The sequence below is a fragment of the Sinomonas sp. ASV322 genome, assembly GCF_030908245.1.
Taxonomy (GTDB): Bacteria; Actinomycetota; Actinomycetes; order Actinomycetales; family Micrococcaceae; genus Sinomonas.
This window is the reverse complement of record NZ_JAVFJJ010000001.1, coordinates 220,387-233,730: the sequence shown is the minus strand read 5'-3', so window position 1 is coordinate 233,730 and position 13,344 is coordinate 220,387. Positions and strand designations below refer to the sequence as shown.

Genomic DNA, 13,344 nt, shown 5'->3' with positions numbered 1-13,344 from the left:
CACATCATGACCGCACAGTCTCAGGACGCGACCCACGCTGCCTCGGAACCCGACGGAGCCGCCGGTTCCGCCGCCCCACAGCCGATCGGCTCCGGCGCCGAAACGACCCACGTGCACGTGGACGGCTTCGCGCAGCCCGTGCCCGCCGTCGTCGAACTCGATGCACCGCGCGACGGCGTGCCGCTCGTCATCCATACACTCGAGGGGCTCAAGCGGGCTGCGGCGGCGATCGCGGGCGGAAGCGGCCCCGCCGGCGTCGACGCAGAACGTGCCTCGGGATTCCGCTACGGCCAGCGGGCTTTTCTCGTCCAGATCCGGCGCGAGGGTGCCGGGACGTGGCTCATCGACCCGGAGCCGTTCGAAGACCTCGCGGCCCTCAACGACGCGCTGCGTGGCGTCGAATGGGTCGTCCACGCCTCGACACAGGATCTCCCGTGCCTCGCCGAGCTCGGCATGTGGCCTGACCGGCTCTTCGACACTGAACTGGCCGCCCGGCTCGCGGGCCTGCCCCGCGTGGGTCTCGCGGCCGTCGTCGAGCAGCTCCTCGGCTTCGGGCTCGCGAAGGAGCATTCGGCCGCCGATTGGTCGACCCGCCCTCTTCCGGAACCATGGCTGCGCTACGCGGCCCTCGATGTGGAAGTGCTCGTCGAGCTGCGCGACGAGCTCGCGGAGCTGCTCGCATCACAGGGGAAGCTCGAGTTCGCCGAGGAGGAGTTCGCGGCCATTCTCGCGGCCGGACTCCCGGGGGCCAAGCCGGATCCGTGGCGCCGCACGTCCGGCGTGCACCACATCCGCAGCCGCCGCCAACTTGCCGCGGTGCGCGAACTGTGGACCGAACGCGACGCGCTCGCGCAGAAGCGAGATATCGCGCCGGGCAAGCTCATCCCGGATTCGGCGCTCGTCGCCGTCGCCCGTTCGATGCCCTCGACCGTTCCCCAGCTCATCGCGACGAAGGGCTTCCACGGCCGGGCCGCGCAGCGTGAAGCGCCCCGCTGGCTCCGGGCTGTCGCGACGGCACGAAGCCTCTCCGAGGACGAGCTCCCGCCGCTGCACCTGCAGACGAATGCTCCCCCGCCGCCGCGCGTCTGGGAGGACCGCGACCCAGAGGCCGCAGCCCGCCTGCAAACGGCCCGGCCACGCGTCGCGGCCGTCGCCGAGGATCTCGGGATGCCGACGGAGAACCTCCTGACGCCCGATCATCTGCGGCGCATCGCGTGGCGCCCGCCCGTGCCGCTCACGGCCGAGTCCCTCGCCGCCGCGCTGCGCGATCTCGGCGCTCGCGAATGGCAGATCGAGCGCGTGCTCCCGACCGTCCTCGATTCCTTCGAGCACCCCGAGCCGCTCCCGGTCAAGAAGAAGGCCCACGCCGAGGATCAATGAAGCCCGACTCGTAGGCCGCGATGACGGCCTGCGTGCGGTCGCGCACCCCGAGCTTCGCGAGGAGCGATGCCACGTGGGTCTTGACGGTCTCAGGCGAGAGGTAGAGATCCGCCGCGATCTCCGCATTGTTGCCCCCACGCGCGAGGCCACGAAGGACCTCCTCTTCCCGCTGCGTCAGTCCGGCCCGCGTGAGGCCCCTGCCCGCTGCGCCGACATGTGCAGCGGCGAGAGTCCGGATCGCCTCGGGGAAGACGAGGCTCTCCCCCTCCGCCACCGTGACGATCGCCGTGGCGAGTTCCTCGGGCCGCGAGCGCTTGAGCAGGAATCCCGCCGCTCCCGCGCGGAGTGCTTCGTAGACGTATTCATCGCTGCCGAACGTCGTGAGCACGAGGACCCGCGTTCGCCTTCCGCCGTCGTCCGCGGGCCCAGCGCCGAGGATGAGGCGCGTCGCCTGGATGCCGTCGATGCCGGGCATGCGGACGTCCATGAGCACGACGTCGGGCCGAAGGACACGGGCCTGGGACACGGCGTCGGCCCCGTCGACGGCCTCCCCCACGACGTCGATCGCGCACCGCCCGGCAAGGATCGCGCGAAGCCCCGAGCGGACGAGGGCGTCGTCGTCAACCACGAGCACCGTCACCATCGCACGGCCCCTTCATGCGCTGCGTCGGCCTGCGCTCCCAATGGAAGCTCGCCGTCCACAGCCCACAGGGCGCCGCGTGGCCCGGCCTCGAGCCGACCGCCGAGAAGCACGATCCGCTCCCGGAGGCCAATGAGCCCGAGTCCGCCCGGCCGGCCCGGCTCGGGAACTCGGCCCCTGAGAGGCTCGCCGGGTTGCGAGGCGAAGGGGTTGTCGACGTGCACCCGGAGGACGCCGTGGTCTGCCGTCATCCGCAGGGACGCCCGATGCCCCGCGCCGTGCCGCAGCGCGTTGGTGAGGGCCTCCTGCAGGAGGCGATAGGCCTCGTGGGACACGACGTCGGGCACGTTGACGGAAGCGTTGAGGCTCAGGTCCGTCTCGACGGCGAGCCCCGCGGCCCGGAAGGAGCCGATGAGAGCGTCGAGCTCGTCGAGTCCAGGCGGCTGCGCTGCACTTCCGTCCCGGCCTGGGTCCGGCGTCGGATCGCGCAGGATCGCGAGGGCGGCGTCGAGCTCTGCCTGCGCGCGGCGCCCGGTCTCCTCGACGGCCTCAAGGGCGGTCTCTGCCGCGTCGGGGTCGTCGCGGAGGTGCGCGCGGGCCGCGGCCGCCTGCAACGTCGTGACGGCGAGCGCGTGCCCCACAGAGTCGTGGAGTTCCCGCGCGAGCCTGTTGCGCTGGGCCTGGAGGCGCGCCGAGCGTTCCGCGAGGGCGAGGCGCTGGCCGGTGGAGGGACCGAGGAGGAGCACGGCCCATCGCGGCAGCTGCGTGCCGACGCCCACGAGGAGCGTCCCGCACGCCGCCGTGCCTACGAGGACGAGCACCGCCGTCGTCGGCCCGTCGAAGCCGGGAGCGGCACGTGCGATGTCGGCAGAAGGCGCGATTCCCGCCCACGTGAGCACCAGGAGTACGTCGAGCGGCACGAGGACCACGAGGACGACGGCGAACAGGAGCCCCGCGCCCAGATGTGCGGCAAACCACGCGGCGGCTCGCAGGACGTCGGAGAGCTCGGCTCGCGCCGTCTGGGCGCCGAGCCGCGTCCCGAGGAGCTCGTCGGACGCAGTTCGTTCGAGCGCCGCCGTGACGCGCAGCGACGCGGGCACCGCGAAAAGTCCGAGCCCGACGGCGGTCGCGAAGACGGGGGCGATCGGGTTGACCGCGGCGAACCGATAGAGCTCGGCCGCCCAGACGGTCACGAGGACGTAGGGCGCAGACAGCAGGGCACCCAGCGCGAGGAAGGCCACGCGTCCGAGCCTCCGCCGCCAGCGAGGGGGCGCGGGGCGGAGAATGAACTGCCGCATGACACACATTCTGTCCCGCGCCCTGCTTGATGTCAGCGCCATGGTCAGTCGGCACGACCGCATCGTGGGCAGGCCCCGCGACGCCGAAGCCAGTACGAGATGGCACCGGCTGAGAGCGCGACCGACCACAGAGGCCACAGAAGCGTCGGCCCGTACGCGCCCCAGTCTGCTGGGGTCACGGTGCTGACGAGGCCCGGTGCGAGCCCAAGCCCTTCGCGGATCATCTGGAGCCCAGCCGGGAAGATCACGCTCGCGACGAAGAGAGCCGGGACAACGGCCGCGGCCACGGGAACATCGTGACCTCCCAGCCCCGGAACCCACGCAGGGATCCTTTCGCCCCACCGCGCGATGAGCCCCCACGTGAGGACGGCGCCGACGGCGGCCATCGACGCGAGCCCGACGGCAGCACTGAGCCCGCCCTCGCTGCGGAGCCAACGGTAGAAGTCGTCGTCGAGCCCTAGCGGAATGCCCACGGCCCACGCGAACCGGGTCGCGGCATAGATGAGCGGGATGGCAATCGCAGTCCACACCGCGGCGGCGCCCCAGACCGGGCTGCGGCGAGCGGCAGGCCTATGGGCGCGCGAAGCGTCCAGGCCCGGGCGGCCGCACACGAGACACGCACCGACGCGCCGTCTCACGGTGACGACCGCAACGGCGATCCAGAGGACCGAGCCGGCGAGCACGGCGTACTCATTCGCGACGCCCGCCCAGGGGATATCGCGGCCGGCGAACCAGCCGGGGTCACTCACGAGCTTGACGATCATGAACGGCAGATAGCCGAGGATGGCGAGCATGCTCGTGTCCGCGACAACCGTCAGGAAGGCAAGGGCGAAGGCGGTCGCGAAGACGACGACGGCCCCCGTGAGGAGCCGGCCCGGCCGCCTCCTGCGCGCGACCAGCCCAGCGAGCACCGAGCCCGCGAGGGCCGCGCCGATGGCCAGGACGGCGGCCGACTGGGAGGGCCAGTCACGGGTCAGGAGGCTCGGAGACTGGAAGGTTCCGGTGCCGAACGGATATTGGTGCCCGAGCGCGAGCCATAGGCCGGCAGCGGCGGCGTAGAGAGCGGCGCAGATCGCGGTGATCGGGGCCGCGAGTTCTGGCCAGCGCCGCCGAACGGCCGAACGTGGGGATGCTGTGAGGTGTGCTGCCTGGTTCTCCATACCCCCAAGCGTCGCGAGTCGGGACGCCGCGCGGTTCCCTCGCAAGGGGGCTTCGGGTCCCCCGAACGGGTGACTCTGCCTCGCTCAGCGGGCGTCGGGTCGCGGCGGGCGACGGCGGCGTGCGGCAGCGATGCGCAGCTGAATGATCCGTGCCGCGCCGGCGATCGCCACCAGGATTCCGCCAGCCACCGCGGCGATGAACAGCGCGAGCCCGAGCGGGACCTGCCCGTCGAGCCCGAGGAACCGAACCCTCACCGTGTCCTGGTTCTGGAGGAAGAACACGATGAGGAACACCAGGACGGCGAGCGCGACGACCACGGCAGTCCACGCAGCGCCGGCACGCGTGACCTTGACCTCGTCAGCCTGCCCGGCCGCTCGATCTGACGCAGGTGCCTTGGCTGTCGGCTCGTCTTTGGGCTCCTGGCTCACGTGGCTTCCTTCCCTAGTCCAGCGATGGGCCCATCGTACGCAGAGACGGCACGGTGACACTAAGTCTCAATTGACACGGAACTGAGTATCACTGCATGATGGCGGAAAGTGATTCCGATCACCCTCCCCGCACGGAGCCCACACCATGACAGACACCATTTCACCCCGACGATTCGGCACGATCTCGGTCGCGGCCATCCTCGCCGAATCCGCCGCTCGCATGCCGCAGGCCACGGCCCTCGTCGTCGGCGACGAACAGACCACCTACGGCGAGCTGTGGGACCAGACCCGCGCATATGCTGGCGCGCTCCGCGCGCGGGGCGTCGGACCGGGCGACACGGTCGCGATCCTCATTCCGAACGTCGCGGACTTTGCGCGCGTGTATTACGCGGTACTCGCGCTCGGGGGAATCGTCCTTCCGGTCCATGCACTCCTACGGGCCCGCGAGATCGAATACATGCTGCGCGACAGCGCGTCTCGGCTCCTCGTCTGCGCGGCCCCTCTGCTGGGCGAAGGGGCCGCCGCAGCGGACGCCGCGGGCATCGACGTCGTGACCGTCATGGCCCCCGAGGACGCGGAGGGCCCGTCCCGGCTCGAAGCCGAGGCGGGTGCCGCGGACCCTCTTGAGAGCTACGTCCCGCGCGAGCCTGCCGACATCGCGACGATCCTCTACACCTCGGGAACCACGGGCAAGCCGAAGGGGGCCCTCGGAACGCATTTCGCACTCGTCGAACAGGTCAATGTCCTCCTGACGAGCACCTTCGATGTCCGCCCTGGGGACACGGTCTTCGGCGGGCTCCCGCTCTTCCACACGTTCGGCCAGACCTGCGTCCTCAACGCAGGCCTGCGCGCCGGCGCGACCATCGTCATGTGCCCCAAGTTCACCGGCGGGACCGCGCTCGAGCTGCTCCACCAGCACGACATCGACGTCTTCTTCGGCGTGCCCACGATGTACGTGGCGCTCATCGAGGCCTCGAAGGCGAGCCCCCTGCGCCCCCGGAGCCTCCGCTACGGAATCTCAGGCGGGGCCTCCCTGCCACTGGCCGTGCTCGACAGGTTCCGCGAGGTCTTCGGCGCCGAGATCTACGAAGGCTACGGGCTCACTGAGACCTCTCCTGTGGCGAGCTTCAACCACGTCGGCACAGCGCCGCGCCCGGGCACGATCGGCATTCCGATCTGGGGTGTCGAGGTCGAGATCGCGCGGCCTGAGGTTGCCGACGCGATCGAGCTGCTGCCCAGCGGCGAACTCGGGGAGCTCGTCATCCGCGGACACAACCTTTTCGCGGGCTATCTCAATCGGCCGGAGGCCACCGCCGAGGCGGTCGTCGGCGGATGGTTCCGCACGGGAGACCTGGGGATCAAGGACGATGACGGGTACCTGCGCATCCTCGACCGCAAGAAGGACATGGTCATCCGCAACGGCTACAACGTGTACCCCCGCGAGGTCGAAGAGGTCCTCAGCCACCATCCCGACGTCGTGAGCGCGGCGGTGTACGGGGTTCCGCACGAGGTGCACGGCCAGGAAGTTGCAGCAGCGATCGTCGTGGCCCCCGGGAGCTCGGTTACCGTCGACGACCTTGGCGCGTACGCGAAGCAGCACCTTGCGGCCTACAAGTACCCCCGGATCATCGAACTCCTGGCCGAGCTGCCGATGGGCCCCAGCGGAAAGGTGCTCAAGCGCGAGCTTGCGGCCCGGTACGCTCAGGGCGCGGAGACGGCGCCGCCGGCCGCGATCTGAGCGAAGCCGCACGGCGCGACACCCATTGCCCCGTAAGTTACTCACTAGTAACATGGAAGAAGCACGACACGCCTCGAGGTTTCCACGCCTGCCTCCCATCATCTGATTCCCCTCCACCCACAGGAGCTGCCCATGGCCACCACCAGGCACATCAGGGACGTCGTCTTCGTCGACGGCGTCCGCACCCCTTTCGGCAAGGCCGGCGACAAGGGGATGTATCACGGCACCCGCGCCGACGACCTCGTCGTCAAGACGATCCGGGAGCTCCTGCGTCGCAACCCGACGCTCCCGGCCGAGCGCGTCGACGAAGTCTCGATCGCCGCAACGACCCAGACGGGCGATCAGGGCCTCACGATCGGACGCAGCGCCGCGCTCCTCGCGGGCCTCCCGAAGACCGTGCCGGGCTTCGCCGTCGACCGCATGTGCGCAGGTGCCATGACCGCGGTGACGACGACGGCGAGCGGCATCGGGGTCGGCGCGTACGACGTCGTCATCGCTGGGGGCGTCGAGCACATGGGCAACCACCCCATGGGCCAAGGCACGGACCCGAACCCTCGGTTCATGGCCGAGCGGCTCGTCGACCCGACCGCGCTCACGATGGGCAGCACCGCAGAGAACCTCCACGACCGCTTCCCCGCCATCACGAAGGAGCGCGCGGACCGGTATGCCGTCGCGTCGCAGGCGAAGCTCGCGGCGGCCTACGAGAACGGCCAGATCCAGCCGGACCTCGTGCCGATCGCAACCCACCGCCCCGGCGAGGGCTTTGGCCTCGCGACGGCCGACGAACCGCCCCGGCCTGGGACCACGCTCGAGGACCTCGCGGGCCTGAGGACGCCGTTCCGTCCCCACGGGCGCATCACGGCGGGCAACGCCGCCGGGCTCAACGACGGCGCGACGGCGTGCCTCCTCGCCTCGGCCGAGACTGCCGACGAACTCGGGCTCACGCCGCGCATGCGGCTCGTCTCGTTCGCGTTCGCCGGAGTCGAGCCCGAAGTCATGGGCATCGGGCCAGTGCCCGCGACAGAGAAGGCGCTCGCGAAGGCAGGGCTCTCGATCGAGGACATCGGGCTGTTCGAGATCAACGAGGCGTTCGCGGTCCAGGTGCTGAGCTTCCTCGATCACTTCGGCATCGCCGACGACGACCCGCGCGTCAACCGCTACGGCGGCGCGATCGCCGTCGGGCATCCCCTCGCCTCGTCAGGCGTGCGCCTCATGACCCAACTCGCCCGACAGTTCGCCGAGGACCCGAGCGTGCGCTTTGGGATGACGACCATGTGCATCGGGCTCGGCATGGGCGGCACGGTCATCTGGGAGAATCCCCTCCACCCCGACTACCGGAAAGGCGAGTGAATGACCGCCTCTGCATTCGACCAGTACGCGGCGCTCACGGCAGCAGTGCCCCACGAGATCGTCACGCACTCCCTCGTCAAGGACATCGTCGTTCCGGGGGCGGGCGGAACCGCGGGCGCCCGCATCGCGCTCGTCACCCTCGACAACGGCTTCGACCACTCCAAGCCGACGACGCTCGGGCCCTCCACGCTCGTCGAGCTCGGCCGCACCCTCGAAACGCTTCGGGACCGCGCCGCCGCCGGGGAGATCGACGCTGTCGCCGTCACCGGCAAGCCCTACTTCCTCGTCGCGGGCGCCGATCTCACGACGGTCAAGCAGCTGAAGGATCCGGCCCACGGGGCCATGATGGCCCGGCTCGGCCACGAGGCCTACGACCTGCTCGCCGACCTCGGCGTCCCGACGTTCGCCTTCATCAACGGCGTGGCGCTCGGTGGTGGCCTCGAAATCGCGCTCGCGTGCACGTACCGCACCGTCTCGGCCGGGGCGAACGGCATCGGGCTGCCCGAGGCGTTCATCGGCCTCGTTCCCGGCTGGGGCGGGGTGTACCGGCTGCCTCGGCTCATCGGCCCCGAGGCCGCGCTCAAGGTCATGATCGGGAACCCGCTGAGCAACAACCGGACGATCGCGGGCCCGGAGGCATTTGGACTTGGCGTCGCCGACGCGCTCTTCGAACCCGCCGACTTCCTCGAGCAGTCCCTCGCATGGGCGGGCGAAGTGCTCGCGGGGAACACCGCCGTCGAACGCCCTCACGCCGTCGATCCCGCCACCGACCCCGCCGTCGCCCAGCGCTGGGACGCCGCAGCCAAAGCCGCGCGGGCCCTCGTCGCCGCCAAGTCCGGCGACGCCGCTCCCGCGCCGAGCAAGGTGCTCGACGTCTTCGAGGCCGGCAAACTCGCAACCCAGAAGGAGTCCGCCGAGCTCGAGGTCGGGGCCCTCACGGAGCTCATGCAGTCGCCCCAGTTCCGAGACACGGTGTACGCGTTCCTCGACCTCGTCCAGCGCCGCGCGAAGCGGCCGGCAGGCGCGCCCGATGCGAAGCTTGCGCGCCCCGTGACGAAGGTCGGCGTCGTGGGCGCGGGGCTCATGGCGAGCCAGCTCGCGCTCCTCTTCGCGCGCCAGCTCAAGGTGCCGGTCGTCATGACGGACGTCGATGATGCGCGCGTGGGCAAGGGCGTCGGCTACGTCCACGCCGAAGTCGACAAGCTCCTCGCGAAGGGGCGCCTCTCCCCGGACGCCGCGACGCGCACGAAGGCCCTCGTGACCGGCTCGGTCTCGAAGGAGGCGTTCGCGGACGCCGATTTCGTGATCGAGGCGGTCTTCGAGGAACTTGCGGTCAAGAAGCAGGTCTTCGCCGAGGTCGAAGCCGTTGTCTCGCCCGAGTGCATCCTCGCGACCAACACGTCGTCGCTCTCCGTCACGGCGATGGCCGAGGACCTCCAGCACCCCGAGCGCGTGGTCGGCTTCCACTTCTTCAACCCGGTCGCGGTCATGCCGCTCATCGAGATTGTGCGTGCCCCGAAGACGGAGGACGCCGTCCTCGCAACCGCGTTCGCCCTCGCCAGGTCGCTCAAGAAGACCGCTGTACTCGTCAAGGACGCGGCCGCTTTCGTGGTGAACCGGGTCCTCTTGCGTCTCATGGGCGAGGTCACGGCAGCGTTCGACGAGGGGACGCCCGCGGAGGTCGCGGACGCCTCCCTCAAGCCGATGGGCCTGCCCATGTCGCCGTTCACGCTCGCTGCCATGGTGGGGCTTCCCGTCGCGCAGCATGTGTCCGAATCGCTCCACGCCGCATTCGGCGAGCGCTTTCACGTCTCGGCGAACCAGCAGGCCCTCATCGACGCAGGAATCAAGGGGCTCTGGGCGCCAACGGAAGACGGCGGCCACGAGATCCCGGCCTCAACTCTCGCCCGCCTGCATTTCGGCAGCTCGCCATCGACGAGCGAGCAGGTCCTCGTCCAGTGCCACGACGCACTCGCGCAGGAGATCGGGCTCCTCCTCGAAGAGGGGGTCGTCGCGGGTCCGGAGGACGTCGACCTCTGCATGATCCTCGGGGCGGGCTGGCCCATGCATCTCGGCGGCATCACGCCGTACCTCGACCGGGTCGGCGCCTCCGAACGCGTCAACGGAAGGAAGTTCCACGCCGAAGGGTGAGATCCGTCAGGTGAGACGCGGTCATGCCCCCACGAATCGGCCCCCGTCGAGTGCGAGAACCTGGTGGGACATCCGCCGAGCCCAAGCGATCGCGTGGGTCGAGAGGACGACGGCGGAACCCGCCTGGGCCGCGCCGGTCACCGCCGCGTCGAGGCGGGCGAGCGCCCGGCCGTCGAGCCCCACGGTCGGCTCGTCGAGCAGCAGCACCCTCGGGCGCCGCGCGAGGACTGTTGCGAGGGCCACGAGCCGCTGCTCGGACGCCGCGAGCTCATACGGGTGCACGTCGGCCCGCTGCGCGAGCCCCACGGCATCGAGCGCCTCGAAAGCCCGCGACCGCGCCGCCTCCCCTGCGAGGCCCAAGGCACCGAGACCGAATGAGACCTCGCGGAGCGCCGTCCGTTCGAAGAGCTGATCGCGCGGGTCTTGGAAGAGCGTCCCAACCGTCGCGGCAACCCGGCCTGCCGGGACGCCCGCGATGTCCGACCCGCCGATCCGGACCGTCCCGGACGATGGCCGCGCAAGCCCCGCGAAGTGCCGCAATGCCGTGGACTTGCCGGCTCCGTTCGGCCCCGTGAGCGCAATCACCTGGCCGGCGTGGACCGCAACGGACGCTCCGTCGAGCACCGTGCGCGCCGACCGGCCAGACCGGCGCGGCGCATACGCGAACGTCACCCGCTCGAGCTCGGCGAGCGGGACGCCGGTCGCCGGAACCTCGGCGCCCACCATCGGACAGCCGGGCTCCCGCTCCCGGGCTTGGGGCACCACCCCAGACTCCGCGAACGCCGCCGACGCGAACACGTCGTCCAGTGTGCCCTCCGCTGCCACCGTCCCGCCGTCGAGCAGGAGGCACCGGTCCGCGTGCCGGACAAGGGCGTCGACGCCGGTCGCGAACACCACGACGGTCGCCCCGCCCCCGCGCAGCCTAGCCACGAGTTCGACGAGTGCCTCGGCACCTGCGGCGTCAAGCGATGCTGACGGCTCATCGAGCACAACGACGTCGGGCCGTTCCACGAGCGCACAGCCGAGCGCAAGACGCCGCTGCTCACCGCCCGAGAGCCGCCCCGGGTGACGGTCCAGAAGATCCTCGAGCCCCACTGCCCGGGCCCCCCGCCGCACGCGGTCGCGCATTTCGCCCCGCTCGATCCCGCGCTGCTCGAGCGAGAACGCGAGCTCCTCCCCCACGCTCGCGGCCGCCCCGGTCAGCAGGTCGCCGGCCCTCTGCGGCGCGTACGCGACGCGTTCGCCCCACGCGCCGAGCTGCAGCCTCGGATCGTCATGACCCCCGGCAAAGTCGAGCCGTCCCCCGGCGCCACGCGGCCCGGGGGCCAGCTCAAGTGTCCCGCTGAACCGCGCGTGGCCGCCTTGGAGGGCCCACCCCGCAATAATCTTCGCAAGCGTCGACTTGCCACTCCCTGACGCGCCGAGCACGGCGACAAGCGCACCCCGCTCAAGCGCGAGGTGCACGTCTCGGACGGCCGCCGGCCCGTCGTCGTACGCGAAGCGCCGCACGTGCGCCGTCAGGACCGGCGTCATCGCCCGCCCCCGAGGACGCCCGCGACGGCGGGCACCACGACGGAGAGGACGACGGCGAGGCTCGCCGTCGCGAGGACCCAGCGGAGCGTGCGCTGGGCGCGCGAGTCCGGCTCGTCGACGTACGACGTGCGGCGGCCCGGGAGAGCCTGCCCGCGGGCCTCGAGGGCCGCGGCTCGTTCGCCGGCCTCGTCGACAAGCTGGAGGACAAGGGGCACCACCTGGAGCCGCGCTGCGACGAACCGACCCCCGAGGCTCTGCCGCACGATGAGCCCTCGCGCCTCCTGCGCCTCGCGGATCCGCTCGAGACGCTCCGCGACGGTGGATGCAAGGCCCAACGCAGTCGCGAGCACGTACCCAAGCTGTGCCGGCACACCGCGACGGACAAGCGCGGCCCGGAGCACGGGCACCTCGACCCACGTCGAGAACGCGAGCATGACGACGACGAGCGCTGCGGTGCGCAGCACGATCCCGCCCGCGTACGCGAGGCCCTCCGCGGTCACGCGGGCTGGGCCGAGGGCGGCGAGCACAGCGCGTCCCTCGGGGAAGAACAGGCCGTGGATCACGAAGGCCCACAGCGCGAACGGCACGACGACGATCGACGCCGCGGCCGCGACCTTTCCGAGCACTCGACCCGCCGCGGCTGCGCCCGCGGAGGCCGCGAGCACCGCAAGCCACACGGCCCAATGGGCCCACGCCAGGCACGCCAGCGCCCCGGAGCCCGCGAGGACAAGCCCGGTGAGGGGATTCAGGCGCTGCTTCGGCGTCGAGTCGCGGTCGAGGGGACCGCCATCGCCGGGCTCGGGATGGTGCGCGGGAAACTCAGGCAGCAGGTGCCGCCTTGGTGTCCGCGGTCTCCACCGAGCGCTTCGCGCCCGCGAGCACGCGGTGGCGGCGGACGAACTCGAAGCGCCGCGTGCTCCGCCGCGGGAGCGCGTACGCCAACGCGGCCGCGAGAGAGAAGGTCACGAGCTTGTCGGGGAGATCCGACGTGAAAGCTCCCGTGGTCACGGATTGGACGAGGCTGTCCCCAGCTGCACGGAAGAGCGCGATAACGGCCCCGGTGGCGCCCGTCGCGGTTCCACCGAAGACGATCACCGCGATGGGCGCCGCGATAGCCGCCGCGACGAAGCCCGTGACGACCCCCGCGACAGGCACCAGGTAGAAGCGGCGCACGATGCCGAGGCGGGCCGCGACGCCGGCCAGGGCGCCGATTGCCGCCGCGCCCGCGGCGAACGGGAGGACCGACGGATTGAAGAACGACCAGACGAGGTTGCTCAACAGCCCGGTCGCGGCGCCGGCCGAAGGCCCCGCGAGAAAGCCGACGAGCACGGTGCCGATCGAGTCGAGATAGATGGGGACGAGGGTGCTTCCGACGAATTGGCCGAGAACGATGTTGAGCACAAGCGCGACGGGGATGAGGGCGAGCGTCGTCGTCGGCAATGTCGGCAGGATGCCGACGAAGAGCAGCACCATCGCGAGGCCGAAGCCGGCGAGTGCGACGAGCGCCGAGGCGGCTGTAGGCCCATTCACGACGTCGGCCGGCTGGGACACGATGAGGAACGCGTAGGTCGCGACGACCGCCGCGACGCCGAGGATCGTGAGGACGACCCTCAGGGGCGAACGGCGGGGCGCATCAACAGTGAGCTGATGTGACATGACGGACTT

General features: G+C 71.1%; 11 protein-coding genes. 4 read left to right on the top strand and 7 right to left on the bottom strand.

Annotation, left to right across the window (positions count from 1 at the left end; genetic code table 11):
• Nucleotides 1–6: 6 nt before the first annotated feature.
• Complete coding sequence (locus RBS12_RS01025) at nt 7–1,380, top strand: ribonuclease D (protein ID WP_307964193.1); 1,374 nt, start codon at nt 7–9, stop codon at nt 1,378–1,380.
• On the opposite strand, the gene RBS12_RS01020 is transcribed toward RBS12_RS01025, so the two are convergent.
• From RBS12_RS01020 to RBS12_RS01005, 4 genes are all read right to left on the bottom strand, one after another.
• Nucleotides 1,349–2,023 carry a response regulator transcription factor gene (locus tag RBS12_RS01020; RefSeq protein WP_307964192.1) on the bottom strand — a complete coding sequence of 225 codons (675 nt, stop codon included), beginning with the start codon at nt 2,021–2,023 and terminating at the stop codon, nt 1,349–1,351. The genes RBS12_RS01025 and RBS12_RS01020 overlap by 32 nt on opposite strands.
• Entirely contained in the window at nt 2,017–3,318 is a 1,302-nt protein-coding gene (locus tag RBS12_RS01015) for a histidine kinase (RefSeq protein ID WP_307964191.1), read from the bottom strand. Before RBS12_RS01015 ends, RBS12_RS01020 begins: the two co-directional genes overlap by 7 nt.
• A 44-nt stretch (nt 3,319–3,362) precedes the next feature.
• Nucleotides 3,363–4,478, bottom strand: coding sequence for a hypothetical protein (locus RBS12_RS01010; RefSeq protein WP_307964190.1), 1,116 nt, complete (start codon nt 4,476–4,478; stop codon nt 3,363–3,365).
• A gap of 84 nt (nt 4,479–4,562) precedes the next feature.
• Nucleotides 4,563–4,907 (bottom strand): lipopolysaccharide assembly protein LapA domain-containing protein, encoded by a 345-nt coding sequence (locus tag RBS12_RS01005; protein WP_307964189.1) that lies wholly within the window; start codon nt 4,905–4,907, stop codon nt 4,563–4,565.
• Nucleotides 4,908–5,052: 145 nt separating this feature from the next.
• Between RBS12_RS01005 and RBS12_RS01000 the strand changes: the two genes are divergently transcribed.
• The 3 genes from RBS12_RS01000 to RBS12_RS00990 all read left to right on the top strand — a co-directional run bounded on the left by RBS12_RS01000 (nt 5,053) and on the right by RBS12_RS00990 (nt 10,146).
• Nucleotides 5,053–6,645, top strand: a complete 1,593-nt coding sequence (locus RBS12_RS01000) for a long-chain fatty acid--CoA ligase (RefSeq protein WP_307964188.1) — start codon at nt 5,053–5,055, stop codon at nt 6,643–6,645.
• Nucleotides 6,646–6,777: 132 nt separating this feature from the next.
• The gene (locus RBS12_RS00995) at nt 6,778–7,995 is read left to right on the top strand and encodes a thiolase family protein (protein ID WP_307964187.1); all 1,218 of its coding nucleotides are present in this window, start codon (nt 6,778–6,780) and stop codon (nt 7,993–7,995) included.
• The gene (locus tag RBS12_RS00990; RefSeq protein WP_307964186.1) at nt 7,996–10,146 is read left to right on the top strand and encodes a 3-hydroxyacyl-CoA dehydrogenase NAD-binding domain-containing protein; all 2,151 of its coding nucleotides are present in this window, start codon (nt 7,996–7,998) and stop codon (nt 10,144–10,146) included.
• A 21-nt stretch (nt 10,147–10,167) separates the two neighbouring features.
• On the opposite strand, the gene RBS12_RS00985 is transcribed toward RBS12_RS00990, so the two are convergent.
• Genes RBS12_RS00985 through RBS12_RS00975 form a run of 3 tightly spaced genes read right to left on the bottom strand, consistent with a single transcriptional unit; the run spans nt 10,168 to nt 13,335 of the window.
• Nucleotides 10,168–11,679: an ATP-binding cassette domain-containing protein gene (locus RBS12_RS00985; protein ID WP_307964185.1), complete on the bottom strand. Its 1,512-nt coding sequence runs from the start codon at nt 11,677–11,679 to the stop codon at nt 10,168–10,170.
• Nucleotides 11,676–12,506, bottom strand: coding sequence for an energy-coupling factor transporter transmembrane component T (locus RBS12_RS00980; RefSeq protein ID WP_307964501.1), 831 nt, complete (start codon nt 12,504–12,506; stop codon nt 11,676–11,678). Before RBS12_RS00980 ends, RBS12_RS00985 begins: the two co-directional genes overlap by 4 nt.
• Nucleotides 12,499–13,335 carry an ECF transporter S component gene (locus tag RBS12_RS00975; RefSeq protein ID WP_307964184.1) on the bottom strand — a complete coding sequence of 279 codons (837 nt, stop codon included), beginning with the start codon at nt 13,333–13,335 and terminating at the stop codon, nt 12,499–12,501. Before RBS12_RS00975 ends, RBS12_RS00980 begins: the two co-directional genes overlap by 8 nt.
• Between the last annotated feature and the right edge of the window lie 9 nt (nt 13,336–13,344).

Excerpts from the sequence above, each read along its gene's own strand:
- RBS12_RS00990 (WP_307964186.1), top strand. The coding sequence starts at position 7,996 with ATGACCGCCTCTGCATTCGACCAGTACGCGGCGCTCACGGCAGCAGTG.
- RBS12_RS01025 (WP_307964193.1), top strand. The coding sequence starts at position 7 with ATGACCGCACAGTCTCAGGACGCGACCCACGCTGCCTCGGAACCCGAC.
- RBS12_RS00985 (WP_307964185.1), bottom strand. The coding sequence starts at position 11,679 with ATGACGCCGGTCCTGACGGCGCACGTGCGGCGCTTCGCGTACGACGAC.
- RBS12_RS00975 (WP_307964184.1), bottom strand. The coding sequence starts at position 13,335 with ATGTCACATCAGCTCACTGTTGATGCGCCCCGCCGTTCGCCCCTGAGG.
- RBS12_RS01015 (WP_307964191.1), bottom strand. The coding sequence starts at position 3,318 with ATGCGGCAGTTCATTCTCCGCCCCGCGCCCCCTCGCTGGCGGCGGAGG.
- RBS12_RS01000 (WP_307964188.1), top strand. The coding sequence starts at position 5,053 with ATGACAGACACCATTTCACCCCGACGATTCGGCACGATCTCGGTCGCG.
- RBS12_RS00995 (WP_307964187.1), top strand. The coding sequence starts at position 6,778 with ATGGCCACCACCAGGCACATCAGGGACGTCGTCTTCGTCGACGGCGTC.
- RBS12_RS01020 (WP_307964192.1), bottom strand. The coding sequence starts at position 2,023 with ATGGTGACGGTGCTCGTGGTTGACGACGACGCCCTCGTCCGCTCGGGG.
- RBS12_RS01010 (WP_307964190.1), bottom strand. The coding sequence starts at position 4,478 with ATGGAGAACCAGGCAGCACACCTCACAGCATCCCCACGTTCGGCCGTT.